The organism is Streptomyces sp. NPDC050703 (assembly GCF_040654435.1).
Lineage (GTDB): Bacteria > Actinomycetota > Actinomycetes > Streptomycetales > Streptomycetaceae > Streptomyces.
Genome location: NZ_JBFAHX010000020.1, coordinates 111,220 through 125,295, shown reverse-complemented (window position 1 = coordinate 125,295; position 14,076 = coordinate 111,220). Strand labels below are relative to the sequence as shown.

Below are 14,076 nucleotides of genomic sequence, written 5' to 3'. Positions count from 1 at the left end.
CTGTGCGTGGCCGTTTTCCGCCTGGTGGTCTCAGGGCCGCAGCGGACCGTCGACGACTTGTCACGGCAACTGGCGGTCTCCGAAAAGGAGATCCGCGACTGTCTCGACAAGCTCGCCGAACTCTCCATGCTCTCGCTGCCGACGGGCGACGACGTGCTTCCGGTACCCGTGCACCCGGAGGTCGGGCTCGCCGCCCACATCCACCGGCGCGAGGCCGAGATCGAGGCGCAGCAGCGAGAACTGGCCGTCGCGCGCGCGGCGGCGGCCGATCTGGCCGCCGCCTACGCCGCGGGCCAGGCCGGGCGCGGCGGACGTCTGGAGACGCTGAGCGGCATGGCCGAAGTACGGATGCGGCTCACCGAACTCAGCCGGCACGCGCGCGAGGAACTGCTGGCCTTCATGCCGGGCGGAGCCTTGAGCCGGGCCGCGCTCGACGCCAGCCGGCCCTTGGACGAGCAGAGCCTTGCATCCGGCGTGCGGCTGCGGACGGTCTACCTGGACAGTGTCCGCAACGACCGCGCCACGATCGAGTACGCGCGCTGGCTTTCCACCCGCGGCGGGCAGGTGCGGACCAGCCCCGTGCTGCCGCTGCGGATGCTCGTCGTGGACCGCACCTGTGCCGTCCTTCCGCTCGACCCGGAGGAGTCCTCCCTGGGGGCCGTCGTGGTGCGGGCGCCCGGTGTGGTGGCGGCTCTGGTGGCTCTTTTCGAGACTTTGTGGGAGCAGTGCGCGCCGCTGGACGGGCGGACGTTGTCGGACGGCGACGTCGAGGCACCCACCCCGCAGGAGAGCGCCCTGCTGAGCCTGCTCGCGCAGGGACACACCGATGAGGTGGCGGCGCGGAAACTGGGCCTGTCACTGCGCACCGTACGGCGGATGATGGCGGTCCTGACCGCCCGGCTCGGGGCCCGCAGCCGCTTCGAGGCGGGGATGCTCGCCGCGCGGGTCGGCTGGATCTGAGCCCAGGACGGCGGTCATCTTCCTGCCAGGGCCATAAGCTGTCACCGCTGGATCGCCCGGCGGTGGGGCTGGACTGGAATGGTCGGTGGCCGTGTACGCCATCCATGTTGAAGTGTCACCGCCGTCGTCCGCGCCGGCCGCGGTAAGCCTGAGCCGAGTCGCCGTGGAGGTGGCTCGTGTGCCGGGCTGCGCGGTGGAGCACGTCTATGAGGCCGTGCTGCCCCACCGCAGCCGCGTCGGCGTGCTCTTCGTGACCGCGGCCTCCGCCGAGGCCGCGGGGTACGCCGTGATCCTGGCCGTACGCGGACTTCTGCGCCGTACGGAGGATCACGACCAGGTGCTGCTGCGCGCGCCAGGACCGAGCGAACCCGCCCTCTGCCACGGCATCGTCACCATGCCCGCCGACGCGCCTCTCTGCGAGATGCCGGGCGGCTGACCCCGCGGCTGACCCCGTGGCCGCGTCCCGCCTGCCGGCCGAACCGTGACCGGCCACGGCAGGTGCCTGCCGGCCGACCTGCGCCGCCCGGCCGCCGAGCCCCGCCGACGCACCACCGTCGGACCGACGACGAACCGCCGACTGCCCTTCGGCCGCAGCTCATTGCCGCCGCCGTGGTCGGCGGCTTTCGCATGCCCTGGGGCAACCCCGCTCCCCACAGGGCCCTTTGGTGCCAACGCACCTTGCTGCCATCCGCATCCCTTGCCCGACGGGCGGCGGGGGCCGAAAACTGTTGGCACCGACAGAGACCGCTGTGACCAGCAGGTTCTCCGCCCGACTGCCAGGAGATGAGCCACATGGCACCCAGACTCGCCGTCCTGCTGACCGCCTGCGCCGCCGCTGCCGCGACGGTCCTCCCCGCGGTCTCCGCCCACGAGGGCCCGGCGACGGGCCCGGCCACCGTGACCTCGGCGGCCCCGGCCCCCGACGTCGCCGACGCGACGCCCCTGACCTGGGCCTGGGACTGACCGGCCCCGGTACCGCAGGGCGCCGCGCCGCGAACGAGACAGGCACAGCCGCCCGAGGTCCCGCGGCCGGCCCACACCGAACCACCCCCGCACCGATGGTCCGAGGAGGACACGTGAGCACGTACATGACCGACACGCAGCCGCTTACCGCACCGGGCACGTGGCGCACCCCCGACGAGCACTTCGAGGTGGCCCTGACACACCCCTGGTACCGGTTGCTGCTCCGGCTGACGGACGTCATGCAGCGGGCCACCGTGGAGTTCTGGGCAGGACGGGACGTCCGCGCCGCCTACCTGCCGGTGACCACGGGGTCGATCTCCAGCCCCATGGGCCTGGGCAGCGACTCGGTGCCGGTGCGCGTCAACCTGGAGGGCGTGCCGACCTACCTCGCCGACTCCATGCAGTTCCTGCTGGAGTACAGCTGCCGCATGTGGGAGAAGGGCTCGTACTACGTGATGCCCTCGTTCCGCGGCGAGGCGCCCGACCCCACCCACCTGTGCCAGTTCTACCACTCGGAGGCCGAGCTCCAGGGTGACCTGGACGCGGTCATGGACACCGTGGAGGCGTACGTACGCCACCTCGGGAAGGCCTACCTCGACGAGATGGGAACGGCCATCGCCGAGGTCGCGGGAGACACCGCGCACATCGAACGGCTGCTGTCCCTCAAGGCGTTCCCGCGTGTCACCTTCGCCGAGGCGGTCGACCTGCTCGGCGACACCCCCGACCTCGTCACCGAGGTGGCCGACGGCGCCCGGGCCCTCACCCGCAAGGCCGAGGCCGCGCTGATGGACAAGTTCGGTGAGTTCGTCTGGGTGACCCACTTCGACCACCTCTCCGTGCCCTTCTACCAGGCGTACGAGCCGGGCGACACGTCCCGCGCCCGCAACGGTGACCTGCTGTTCGGCATAGGCGAGACGGTGGGCGCCGGCGAGCGGCACGCCACCGCCGAGCAGGTGCGCGAGGCGCTGGCCCACCACGAGGTCGCCGAGGAGGACTACGCCTGGTACCTGCGCATGCGGGAGCTGCGGCCGATGCAGACCTCCGGGTTCGGTCTCGGCGTGGAGCGCTTCTTCCTGTGGCTGCTCCGGCACGACGACATCCGGGACCTCCAGATGCTGCAGCGGGTGAACGGTCGCCAGATCAACCCCTGAACCCCCGACAAGTCCCTGCCGCTCCGTGCTCACCCAGGAGAGTGCACCATCGACGTCGTACTTGTGTCCGGACTCGGGCCGACACTGAAGAACTCGGACTACCTCGCCACCACCATGCTTGACCGCCAGAGCGGCGAGGCGAACACGGCGGCCTACCTCAAGGGCACGGACCTGGAGGGCTTCGGGCTGCAACGCCTTGGCTTCCGGCACAACGGCACGGACTACCCACTGCTGAGACCCCGCTACTACAACGTCCCCCACCTCACCACCTTCGCGGTCCAGGAGATCCTGGAGCGGGCCGGCCACCACGTGGACACCTACGACGCCACGAACCTGTGGACGGACGACCGGCCCGCTCCCGCGCCCCAGGGCGACTACCGTGCGGCGCTGCTGTCCACGAGCTTCATCTGGACCGACCGCGACCTGCGCCACGCCGTGCGGTGGATCTCCGAGACCTACCCCGGTATCCCGATCGTGCTCGGCGGCCAGTACAGCAACCTCAAGTACACCTCGCTGATGCGGTCGATACCGGAGATCGACTACATCGTGCGCGGCGACGGCGAGGAGGCACTGCCGGGGCTGCTCACCGCGCTGGAGAAGGGCAGCGACGTCGAGGCGGTGCCGAACCTCGTCTACCGGCACCCGCGCGAGCTGCTCGGATACCGGATCGGTCCCTTCGAGTACCTGGACCTCGACGCGTTCCCCTCGCCCTCCCCGAAAGGGCAGTGGCGCGTCATCCCGTACGAGTCGATGCGCGGCTGCCCCTTCAGCTGCAAGTTCTGCTCCTTCCCGGCCGCGAGCCCCAAGTGGCGCTACAAGTCGGCCCAGAAGATCGCCGACGACTGGCGGCGCTACGCGGACGAGAACGGGGCCTCCTACATCTCGGCCATGGACAGCACCTTCACCGTGCCGCCGACGCGGCTGCGGGAACTGATGCGGCTGCTGCCCGACGTCGGAGTGGGCTGGGAGGGCTACAGCCGGGCCAACGTCCTCAAGACGCCCGAACTCATCGCCCAACTCGCGGCGGCACACTGCCAGTTCCTGTCCATCGGCTTCGAGTCGATGAGCGACAGCACCCTGCGGTACATGAACAAGAAGGTCACCAGGAAGGACAACCTGCGGGCCTTCCGCCTGCTGACCGAGGGCGGGCTCGGCTACCGCTGCTCGTTCATGGCCGGCTACCCGGGGGAGCGGCCCGAGGACTTCGCCGAGACGCGGGACTTCCTCTCCGAGGAGTACGCGGGGCACTTCATGCTGAGCGTCTTCAGCATCTCCGACGAGACGATGCCGCTGTGGGAGGACAAGGAGGCGCTGCGCATCGAGGTGCACGACCCCGACGACCCGGACTACTCGTGGTCCCACATCGGCATGGACGTGCACACCGCCCGGCGGCTCAACCACACCACCCTGGACCGGGTGCGCCAGGTCAACGACCGTGCCGTGCTGCGCCTGTGGCAGGCCGACTACCAGCATCTGCTGATGCCCCAGCTCGGACGCTGGGAGAACATCGCGGTCGAGAAGGCGGTCGAGCGCATCGGCATGACGCCGCGCGACCACAGCGACCCCGCCGCCGCCGTCCCGCAGATCAGAAAGCAACTGGACGTCCTGTCGCGCTACGGGGTCGACCTGTACCCCCGCGCGGACGTCCTCAGCGACAGCCCGCTCTTCCACACCTGACAGGACTCGAACCCCCCATGAACAGTCTGCGGACGCTGCGGCAGCTCCCGCCCCGTGCCAGACGCCTGATCGTGCTCAACGCGATCAACGCGGCCGGCAGCGGTGTCGTACTGCCCCTCCTGGTCATCTACCTGCACGAGATGCGCGGCCTCTCCCTGACCGCGGCCACCGGCGCGGTCGCGGCCACCTCGGTGGGCGCACTGGTCGGCGGCCCGCTCGCCGGGTGGGTCTCCGATCGCCTCGGGCGGGTGCCCGCCGTCTGGGCCGCGCTGGTCTGCGCCGCCCTGGGAGCCGTCGGCTACGCGCTGTGCGACACCCCCACGACGGCGCTGGCGGCGGGGTTCGTGCAGGGACTCGGCGTGGGCGGGGCCATCACCTGGAACGCGCTCATGGCCGACCTGGTGCCCGAGGAGCACTGGCCCGTGCTGTTCTCCGCGGACTTCGCCATGGTCAACGCGATGATGGGCATCGGCGGACTCGCCGGCGGCCTCCTGGCGGGCATGACGGACTCGCTCACCGTCTTCCAGGTCCTCTTCCTGCTCGACGCGGCGTCCTTCCTCGTCACCGGCTGGCTGGTCGCCAGGGAGGTCCGCGGGCACCGGTCCGCCGAGCGGTCCACCGCCGGGGAGACGTCGCCGGAGACCCCCGCGGCCGAACAGCCCCGGAGCAGCTACCGTGCGGTGCTGGGGCACCGCTGGCTCGTCGCCCTCCTGGTCGTGGTGCTGGTCCTGTTCACCGTCGGCTACTCGCAGCTCAACTCCGGCATGCCCGCCGCCCTCCTGGCCGACAGCCGCCTCGGCCCCACCGAGCTGGGCGTGCTGTTCGCCGCCAACACCGCGGCCGTCGTCCTGGTACAAGCGGTGCTGGTCGGCCGGATCAAGCAGGTCACCGCGGGTGTGGCCCTGGCGCTGCTCGCCGCGAGCTGGGCCGCCTTCTGGCTGCTGATCTGGGCGGTCACCGGCCTCAGCGGCGGCCTGCTCGCCCTGCTCGTCGGCGTCCTCGCCATGGTCGTCTTCGCGGTGGGGGAGTCCCTGCTGGCCGCGACCGGGCCCACCCTGGTCAACAGCTGGGCCGACGACTCCAACCGGGGGCGCTTCAACGCCGCCTACGGGTTCGTGAGTTCACTCGGCTTCACGGTCGGCCCGCTCGTCTCGGGGCGCCTGACCGACGACGGTCACACCACCTCCATGATGCTCGGCTTCGCAGCCGTCCTCGCGGTCCTCGCGCTGCTCACCGCCCGCTCGCGGCTCCTGCCGAGGACGCCCCTGTCCGGCCTGGAGGCGACCGGACACGAGGAAACCGCGGACGAAGGCACCCGGGCCTGACGGCCGCCGCACGCGCCCCGCACCAAACGCACACACCCGAAGGAGACCCCCTGCCATGTCCACCCGCGTTCTCGTCTGCCGCTGGGACCCCTACATCCTCGAAGCGCTGCGCGCGGAGGGGGCCGAGGTCGCCCTGCTCTTCGACACCTTCGAGGCCGCTCACTTCCACGTCGACGAGGAGGTCCTGAAGACACTCCCGTACGTCTTCCGCATCAACAGCTTCGACGACATGGACGAGCTCGGCCAGGTCGCCACCCAGCTCAAGAACGACGGCTGGGTCCCGGACCGGGTGGTGAGCCTCTCGGAGTTCAGCCAGTACGGCGCCGGCTACCTCGCCCAGCTCCTCGGCTGCGCCCAGCCCACCCTGGAGATGGCCCTCAACACCCGCGACAAGCGGGCCATGAAGCAGGCGGTGCGAGCCGCCGGGGTCACCTGCACGGACTTCGTGTCGCTGCGCACCTCCGAGGTGGCCGCGAGCGTACGCCGCACCGCGTCGGAGATCGGCTTCCCCGCGGTGGTCAAGCCCTGCGCGGGCCTGGGCACCCTGGGCACGAGCCGGGTGCACTCCGAGGAGGAGCTGACCAAGCTCCTCACCGACCTCGGGGCCGACAACACCGAGCACTTCCTGATGGCCGAACGGCCCGTGTCGGGCGACGAGTTCCACGTCGACGCGATCTGGGTCGACGGCCGCAGCAAGGTCCTCGGCATCATGCGCTACCTGCGGCCGCGGCTGGCCATCGAGACGGCCGGCGAGAGCAACGGCTCCGTACTGCTGCCGCGTGAGGAGTGGGCCGAACTGTACGCCGACGTCGAGGAGGCCCACCGCCGCGTCAACGACGCCCTCGGCATCCGTGAGGGCATCACCCACCTGGAGTTCTTCAAGCAGCCCGGAGAGCGCGAGGTGGTGTTCTCCGAGATCGCCTCCCGGTTCGCGGGCGGCGGCATCACCGCGACCTACCGCGCGCTCGGCGACGACCTGCGCATCGCCTGGATCAAGTCGGTGGTCGACCCCGGCCGCCCCGCGCCCTACGCGGACGGCGAGCCCAGCCGGTACGTGGGCTGGATCAACCTGGCGCCGACCGAGGCCGGCCGGATCACCGCCGAGCCCACCCAGGCCGAGATCGACGCCTTCGACTACGTCCTGGAGACGGTGCGCCCGCACGGCGTGGGCGACGACTTCTCCGACCCGCACCCCTCCGCGTGGTGCCTGCACCTCATCTACGAAGCCGACTCCCTGGAGCAGTTCGAGGAGCGCGGCCGGGAGCTGGAGAAGGCCCTCAACAGCAGCTTCCGCACCGAACCGACCGACGCCTGACCCACCGCTCCACCGCTCACCGCTCACCATTTTTCCGAACCGCAGACGAGGAAGAGACGAACATGACCGAGCCCACGTACGACCAGGAAGTCCGCGGCTACTTCGCCGACAAGGCCGAGGCCTACGACGACGTCGACCTCCAGCCCTACTGGGTGCTCTCCGACCGCCTGCTCGCCGACGCCCTGCGCGAGGACGTCATCAGCGCCCTGCCGGAGGACTTCGCCTTCCTCGACGCGGGCGGCGGCACCGGGCGCTGGACCTCCTTCTTCGCCCAGGAAGCCCCCCGCAGCACGGGCGTCCTCTATGACCTCACCCGCGAAATGATCAAGGTCGCCGAGACGAAGGCCGCCGAGCGCGGCTTCGCCGACCGCGTCCGCTTCGTCCAGGGTGACCTGGCCGACGTCGGGGAGACACTGCGCGGCGAGTCCTTCGACCTGGCGTTCAACTTCCACAACGTCCTCGGCTTCGTGGCGGACCCCGAGCAGACCGTCAAGGACGTCGCCGGACTGCTCAAGCCCGGCGGCCTGCTGGTGTCGTTCCTGCCCAGCGTCTGGCACACCACCTGGTTCAACATCGCCGTCGGCAACCTCGACGAGGCCGAGAAGGCGCTGACCCGCCGGGGCCGGTTCACCGACACCATGCCCGACATGCACCTGTACGACGTGCAGCGCATCCAGGAGATGCACGCCGCGGCCGGGCTGGAGATCGACGCGCTCTCAGGCTTCCCCAACCTCATCTACCCCGGCTACCAGGAGACCCAGCTCCACGGCTCCACCGAACAGCTCGTCGACATCCTGGCAGGCGACGCCTTCGAGCGCGTCCTCGCCATGGAGAAGAGCGTCCGCAAGGCGCCCGGCATCGCGGGACGCGGCAACAACCTCTTCGTCGTCGCCCGCCGCCCCGCCTGACCGCGACAGGGAGCACACCATGGCCACCGACCTGCTGTCGGAGTCCTTCGCCAGGGACCCGCACCCGCACTACGCCCACCTGCGCACGACCGACCCCGTGTGGTGGGACGAGGCGACACAGAGCTGGTACGTCACCACCCACCAGGACGTGAACGCGCTGCTGCGGGACGGTCGGCTGGCCGCGCGGATCGGAGAGGGGTTCCTGGGCGACCACGACAGGCACGTCCTGGACGACGTCGCCGACATCCTGTCGTTCTTCGACTCCTGGCCCATGTTCACCGACCCGCCCGAGCACACCACGGTGCGCTCCGCCGCCGCCCCGGCCTACCGGCCGGGCGCGGTGCGGCCACTGCGCGCGGCCGTCGCCCGCCACGCGCGCGACCTGCTCGGCCCGCTCGACCCCGCCAAGGCCGACCTCCTCGGAGACTTCGTCCAGCCGCTCGCCGTGGGGGTCACCTGCGACCTGCTCGGCATCCCCGGCGAACGCCGCGACGTCCTCCTCGCCTGGTCGGGGGAGATCATCGGCTTCATCGGCGTCCCCGTGCTCGACCCCGGCCGGGCCGGAAGCGCGCGCACCGCCATCACCGGCCTGCGTGACCATGTGGAGCAGGTCACCCTGCCCGACGCGCGGGCCGGGCGCGGCCCCGCACAACTGCGGGCCTTCCTCGACCTCGCGCCCGACCGTGCCGTCGCGCTGTTCGCGCAGATCCTCACCGGCGGCATCGAACCGGTGGTGGCGTGCCTGGCCTCCGCCCTGCGCCACCTCCTCGGCGACGCCCGGCCGCTGCTCGACGCCGTGCGGACCACTCCTGGCCTCGCCGAGGAACTGGCCGAAGAGGCACTGCGCCTTGAGGCCCCGTTCCACTTCGTGCCGAGGACCGCCGTGGAACCGGTCGCCGTCCGGGGGCGCACCATCGCCCCCGGCGAGCGGGTGGCGCTGGTCGTCGCCGCCGCCAACCGCGACCCGGAGGTCTACGCCGACCCCGACTCCTTCCGCCCGCCGGACCCCGCGCGGAAGGAACCGCCGCACCTGGCGTTCGGCGCGGGGCACCACTTCTGCCTGGGCGCAGGGCTCGCCCGCCTGACGCTCGCCGAAGCCGTGCGCGCGGTCGCCGACTGGGCGGGCGACACACCCGTAGGACGACTCGACGGCGAAAGGGGCCCCGGCTTCGGACACACCGTGTGGAAGCGGATGGGGCTCGGGTACTGAACCATGCAGTGGACACCTCGCCTGCCCTGGCAGGCCCTGCCCGACGGACTGCGCCACCGCGTCGAGGAGCGGCTGGGAGCACCGGTCACCGGCGTGGACGCCGTCACCGGCGGCTTCTCCGCGGGCTTCGCGGGCGTCGTGCGCACCGAGCACGGCCGGGCGTTCATCAAAGCGACCTCCGAGACGGTCAACAGCCACGGCCGCGCCCTGTACCGCCAGGAGCACAGCGCCTGCCGCCTGCTCTCCGCCACCCGGGCACCCGTGGGCTTCCTGTGGGGCCTCGACCACCAGGACTGGACGGTCCTCGCCTTCCGCGCCGTGTCCGGCGGCATCTGCGGACCTGGCTGGCCCCCCGGTCAGCTCGACGCGGTCCTGCGCCTCCTGCGGGAGACCCGGATCACCGCTCCGGCCGGCCTGCCGCCGGTGGCGACGCTCCTGCGGGACGCCTTCGACGCCTGGTCGGTCCTGGCCGCCGACCCGGCCTTCGACGCCTGGCCGGTGGACGCGACGGGAGCCGAACTGCTGCCCCCGCGGCGGTGGGCCGAACTCGCGGAACAGGCGCGCCACGCGTTCACCGGCGACGAACTCCTCCACGCCGACCTGCGCGCCGACAACATCCTGTGGAGCGACGCCGGGCCCGTCCTCGTCGACTGGGCCTACGCCTGCCGGGGAGCGGCCGCCTTCGACCCGGTCTACCTCCTGCTGGAGGTGGCCCGCGTCAACGGCCGGCCGCCCGAGGCGGAACTCGCCCAGGTCGTCACCGCGTACGGATGCGCCGACGCCGACGCGACCGCGCTGCTCGCCGTGTTCGGCGGCTGGTTCACATGGATGTCCCGCATGCCGCCCATCCCCGCGCTCCCCACCCTCCGCGACTTCCAGAAGGACATGGCACGGACCGCGATCGAGTGGGCCGGCGCCCGCCTGCCGGACCGCGCGCAGCCGCAGCCGTAGCCGCCCGAGAAAAGGACCCCTTCCATGACGCAAGGCACCACACCGGGCACGGCGCCCGCCGCGGACGATCCGCTCGCCCAGGAGCTGTTCGCCACGACCAGCTCGCTGGCGGAGTCCCCGGAGACCAGGGGCACGGTGCTCCGCTTCCTGCGCACCCTCCTCGACCGCGGCTACGAACTGCGCCCAGCGGCCCCGGTGACCGAAGGGGACGACACCGTCGCGTTCGTCAACGCCACGGTCACCCCGTACAAGCGAGCCCTCGCCGACGGGCACCCCATCGGACGGATCTGCCACTACCAGCCCTGCTTCCGCGCCCACGGCGAACGCCCCTGGCTCTTCGCCTTCGGCATGACCGGCCTGCTCGCCGACCTGGCCGACGACGAGGACCTGGCGCGGGTCACCCAGGACAACCACCTGGCCACCCTCGCCGCCCTGAGCGACCACCGCGCCGACCGCCTGCACGTCCTCGTCGACGAGGAGGACACCGACCTGGCCAAGGCGGTGACCGAGGCGGCGGACCGGCACGGCGGCACCGTGCACGTACTGCGCGACCCCGAGGTGGCCAGCCGCTGGGAGTACGGCGAGGGATACGCGCTGCGCGGACGCGGCGTCACCTACTACTACCGCCGCCCCGGCGTCGGCTGCGACACCGACTGCCGCCCCGACTGCCGCTGCGCCCGCTGGCAGCCGCTGTCCAACCTGATCCTCGTCGAGTCCGGGGACCGCCGCTACGCCGAGGTCGGCTTCGGCGTCGAGATCACCGCCGCCATTCCGCTCGGCCCCCACGCCTACGCCCTCCCCGAACTCGCCGACCGCGTCCGCACGGCGGAACTCGCCGGACTCACCCCCGGCGACGCGGCCGACGCCGTCAACCTCTACCGCGCCCTGGCCCTGCTGACCGAAGCCGGGGCCCGCCCCGCCGGCAAGGGCCCCGGCTCGATCCTGCGCAAGTTCGCCCTGCGCCTGACCGACCTGCTGAACCGCACCGGCGACCGCGACGCCCTCCTCGGCGGATTCGGCGCCACACCCGCGCTGCGCGCGCTGCTGACCGAAGAGGCCGACCGGCGCGCCCGTACGCTGGAGCAGAACCTCAAGCGGGCCGCCGCGGCCCTCGACAAGCGGCCCGACACGTCCGACGGCGACCTGTGCGCCACCTACGGCCTCGCGGACGAGCAACTGACCGCACTGCGAAGCCTGCGGCGGCGGCCCCGACGACTGCGGCGCGGTGACACCGTCGCCGTGGTCTCACCGTCCTGGCAGGGTGCCGACGTCTTCCCGGCGCGGGCCGAGCGCGGCATCGCCGACGTGGCGTCCTGGTCCGGCCTGCGCGTCGGTCCGGCGACCACACCGGGCGGCCATCCGGCCGGATCGCGCCAGGCCCGCGCAGCGCAGTTCAACGCCGCCCTGCGCGACCGCGACACCAAGGGCATCCTCTGGATGATCGGCGGCCTCGCCGCCACCGAACTCCTCGACCTCATCGACTACGAGGCGTTCGCCGCGAACCCCAAGGTCGTCTGCGGCTACTCCGACGCCACCGTCCTCCACCACGCGCTCTACGCCCGGACCGGCGCCACCACCTTCTACGGCCCGGCCGTCCTGTCGGAGTTCGCCGAGGCCGGCGGCACCCCGCCGTTCACCCGGTCCTCCTTCCTCGACCTGACGATGCACGGCTGGACCGGAGACTTCCCCCGCTCCGAGGAGGTGTACGACGAGTTCGTCGACTGGGCGGGCGACGACCGCCCCCGCGTCCCCGAACCCGCCCCCGCGCGCACCGTACTGCGCCCCGGCACCGCGCAGGGCCCCCTGCTGCCGGCCTGCGTACCCAGCGCGCTGCAGCTCCTCGGCACACCGTGGCTGCCCGACCACCAAGGGCACGTACTCGCCCTGGAGTTCGCCAACGACGACGGCTACGGTCCCGCCCACGCCGCGCGCGACCTGTGGCAACTGCGCCACGCCGGTCTGCTCGACGGGATCGAGGGCCTGGTCATGGGCCGGCCCCGCCAGTGGCCGGCCGCCGCCCGCGCGGAACTCGACCGCATCCTGCTCGACGTCAGCCACGGACTGACCTTCCCCATCGTCACGGAATTCGAGTTCGGGCACACCGACCCCGTCCTCACGCTCCCGGTGGGCGTGCCGGTGCAGCTCGCCGGGGACAGCCTGCGGCTGCTGGAACCGGCGGTGCGCTGAGGCGCGCCGGTACACCGGCCCCCGACCTACTGGACCGCTTGACCGCTTGACCGGCTCGAAGGAGAACAGATGCGACTGTCACCGATCGGAACGCGGATGGCAGGTCTGTCCGGCCTGCGCAGCATCATGGAGGACGTGGCGGCCAGCACCGCGGACACCTCTGCCGAGGAGTGGCTCAACCTCAGCATCGGCAACCCGGCGGCCATCCCGGCGGCCGGAGCGATGTGGCGGGAAGCGCTCACACGGGCGCTGGAGGAGGACTTCGAGGCGGTCTGTGGCCGCTACGGCCCCTCGCGCGGCAGCGCCGGCCTGATCGAGGCCGTGAGCGCCTACTTCCACCGCGCCTACGGCTGGGACCTGGGCCCGGAGAACGTTGTGGTCGGCCCCGGCAGCCAGATGGTGTGCTTCGCGGCGGCAGCGCTGTTCTGCGGCCCGGAGCCGGACGGCACCCACCGGCGACTCGTCCTCCCCATGGTGCCGGACTACACCGGGTACCAGGGCCTGTGCATGCACGAGAACGGCATCGCCGGAGTCGCCCCGCGGATCGTCGAGGAGGGCGAGCACGGCTTCCGCTACGCCCTCGACCTCGACGCGCTGGCCCGCCTGGACGACATCGGCATGCTGCTGATCTCCACCCCCGGCAACCCGACGGGCCGTGCCATGGACCGGGCCGAGCTCGACGGCCTCATCGCCTTCGCCGAGGCACGGGACATCCCGCTCGTCATCGACCACGCCTACGGTGCCCCCTTCCCGCGGATCGGTGAAGTGCCCGTCGAGCCGGTGCGGCACCCGCACGTCGTCAACTGCTTCTCGGCCTCCAAGGCAGGCATGCCGGGCGAGCGCGTCGGCTTCGCGATCGGCGACCCCCGGTACGTCGACGCGATCGCGGCCTTCCTCTCCAACTCCGTGCTGCACGCCGCGCAGTTGCCCCAGGCGGCACTCGCCGCGACGCTGCGCGAAGGCACCCTGGACCAGGTGACCCGCGACGCCATCACCCCGTACTACCGCGGCAAGCGCGAGCTGATGGACGCCCTGCTCACGGAACAACTGCCGCCGGACATCGCCTGGCGCAGCCACTCCGGGGCGGGGGGCATGTTCGCCTGGGTATGGATCGACCACCCGTGGTTCGACGACGCGGAGCTCTACCGGCGTCTGAAGGAGAAGCGCGTCTTCGTCGTCCCCGGCCGCCACTTCTTCGTCGACGCGACCACGACGGACCTTCCGCGCGGCCACGCCACCCGCTGCTTCCGCATGAGCCTCAGCGCCCCGGAGAAGACCTTGATCGACGGCGTCTCACGGGTCGCGGAGACACTGGACGAGATGCGAACGGAGACGGACCACACACCTTGAGCCTCCCGGCGCCTCGGCCCGCCTGCCCGCTCACGGCACACTGCCGCCCTTGGGCAAGGACGACGCGCAGGCGCAGGGC

Annotated in this window: 12 protein-coding genes; all 12 read left to right on the top strand. The window is 71.9% G+C overall.

The features are described from left to right. The first annotated feature begins 6 nt into the window (after window positions 1–6). The 12 genes from AB0I16_RS19955 to AB0I16_RS19900 all read left to right on the top strand — a co-directional run bounded on the left by AB0I16_RS19955 (window position 7) and on the right by AB0I16_RS19900 (window position 13,997). The gene (locus AB0I16_RS19955) at window positions 7–960 is read left to right on the top strand and encodes a LuxR C-terminal-related transcriptional regulator (protein WP_363250758.1); all 954 of its coding nucleotides are present in this window, start codon (window positions 7–9) and stop codon (window positions 958–960) included. 163 nt (window positions 961–1,123) lie between these two features. Next, window positions 1,124–1,396 carry a hypothetical protein gene (locus AB0I16_RS19950; RefSeq protein WP_363250757.1) on the top strand — a complete coding sequence of 91 codons (273 nt, stop codon included), beginning with the start codon at window positions 1,124–1,126 and terminating at the stop codon, window positions 1,394–1,396. A 356-nt stretch (window positions 1,397–1,752) separates the two neighbouring features. Then, window positions 1,753–1,923: a hypothetical protein gene (locus AB0I16_RS19945; protein ID WP_363250756.1), complete on the top strand. Its 171-nt coding sequence runs from the start codon at window positions 1,753–1,755 to the stop codon at window positions 1,921–1,923. Between the two features lie 113 nt (window positions 1,924–2,036). Beyond that, window positions 2,037–3,074 (top strand): asparagine synthetase A, encoded by a 1,038-nt coding sequence (locus AB0I16_RS19940; protein ID WP_363250755.1) that lies wholly within the window; start codon window positions 2,037–2,039, stop codon window positions 3,072–3,074. A 63-nt stretch (window positions 3,075–3,137) separates the two neighbouring features. Continuing rightward, the gene (locus AB0I16_RS19935; protein ID WP_363250754.1) at window positions 3,138–4,751 is read left to right on the top strand and encodes a radical SAM protein; all 1,614 of its coding nucleotides are present in this window, start codon (window positions 3,138–3,140) and stop codon (window positions 4,749–4,751) included. A 17-nt stretch (window positions 4,752–4,768) separates the two neighbouring features. Further along, window positions 4,769–6,076, top strand: coding sequence for an MFS transporter (locus AB0I16_RS19930; protein ID WP_363250753.1), 1,308 nt, complete (start codon window positions 4,769–4,771; stop codon window positions 6,074–6,076). Window positions 6,077–6,131: 55 nt separating this feature from the next. After that, the gene (locus tag AB0I16_RS19925; RefSeq protein WP_363250752.1) at window positions 6,132–7,391 is read left to right on the top strand and encodes an ATP-grasp domain-containing protein; all 1,260 of its coding nucleotides are present in this window, start codon (window positions 6,132–6,134) and stop codon (window positions 7,389–7,391) included. Between the two features lie 62 nt (window positions 7,392–7,453). After that, window positions 7,454–8,299 carry a methyltransferase domain-containing protein gene (locus AB0I16_RS19920; protein WP_363250751.1) on the top strand — a complete coding sequence of 282 codons (846 nt, stop codon included), beginning with the start codon at window positions 7,454–7,456 and terminating at the stop codon, window positions 8,297–8,299. Window positions 8,300–8,318: 19 nt separating this feature from the next. Then, complete coding sequence (locus AB0I16_RS19915) at window positions 8,319–9,509, top strand: cytochrome P450 (RefSeq protein ID WP_363250750.1); 1,191 nt, start codon at window positions 8,319–8,321, stop codon at window positions 9,507–9,509. Window positions 9,510–9,512: 3 nt separating this feature from the next. After that, window positions 9,513–10,460, top strand: coding sequence for a phosphotransferase (locus AB0I16_RS19910; RefSeq protein ID WP_363250749.1), 948 nt, complete (start codon window positions 9,513–9,515; stop codon window positions 10,458–10,460). A gap of 24 nt (window positions 10,461–10,484) precedes the next feature. Continuing rightward, window positions 10,485–12,647: a S66 peptidase family protein gene (locus AB0I16_RS19905; protein ID WP_363250748.1), complete on the top strand. Its 2,163-nt coding sequence runs from the start codon at window positions 10,485–10,487 to the stop codon at window positions 12,645–12,647. 69 nt (window positions 12,648–12,716) lie between these two features. Further along, the gene (locus AB0I16_RS19900) at window positions 12,717–13,997 is read left to right on the top strand and encodes a valine--pyruvate transaminase (protein ID WP_363250747.1); all 1,281 of its coding nucleotides are present in this window, start codon (window positions 12,717–12,719) and stop codon (window positions 13,995–13,997) included. Window positions 13,998–14,076: the final 79 nt, after the last annotated feature.

Bases quoted from the DNA above. Each gene is read 5' to 3' on its own strand.
- AB0I16_RS19945 (WP_363250756.1), top strand. From the start codon at position 1,753: ATGGCACCCAGACTCGCCGTCCTGCTGACCGCCTGCGCCGCCGCTGCC.
- AB0I16_RS19930 (WP_363250753.1), top strand. From the start codon at position 4,769: ATGAACAGTCTGCGGACGCTGCGGCAGCTCCCGCCCCGTGCCAGACGC.
- AB0I16_RS19925 (WP_363250752.1), top strand. From the start codon at position 6,132: ATGTCCACCCGCGTTCTCGTCTGCCGCTGGGACCCCTACATCCTCGAA.
- AB0I16_RS19920 (WP_363250751.1), top strand. From the start codon at position 7,454: ATGACCGAGCCCACGTACGACCAGGAAGTCCGCGGCTACTTCGCCGAC.
- AB0I16_RS19915 (WP_363250750.1), top strand. From the start codon at position 8,319: ATGGCCACCGACCTGCTGTCGGAGTCCTTCGCCAGGGACCCGCACCCG.
- AB0I16_RS19910 (WP_363250749.1), top strand. From the start codon at position 9,513: ATGCAGTGGACACCTCGCCTGCCCTGGCAGGCCCTGCCCGACGGACTG.
- AB0I16_RS19905 (WP_363250748.1), top strand. From the start codon at position 10,485: ATGACGCAAGGCACCACACCGGGCACGGCGCCCGCCGCGGACGATCCG.
- AB0I16_RS19900 (WP_363250747.1), top strand. From the start codon at position 12,717: ATGCGACTGTCACCGATCGGAACGCGGATGGCAGGTCTGTCCGGCCTG.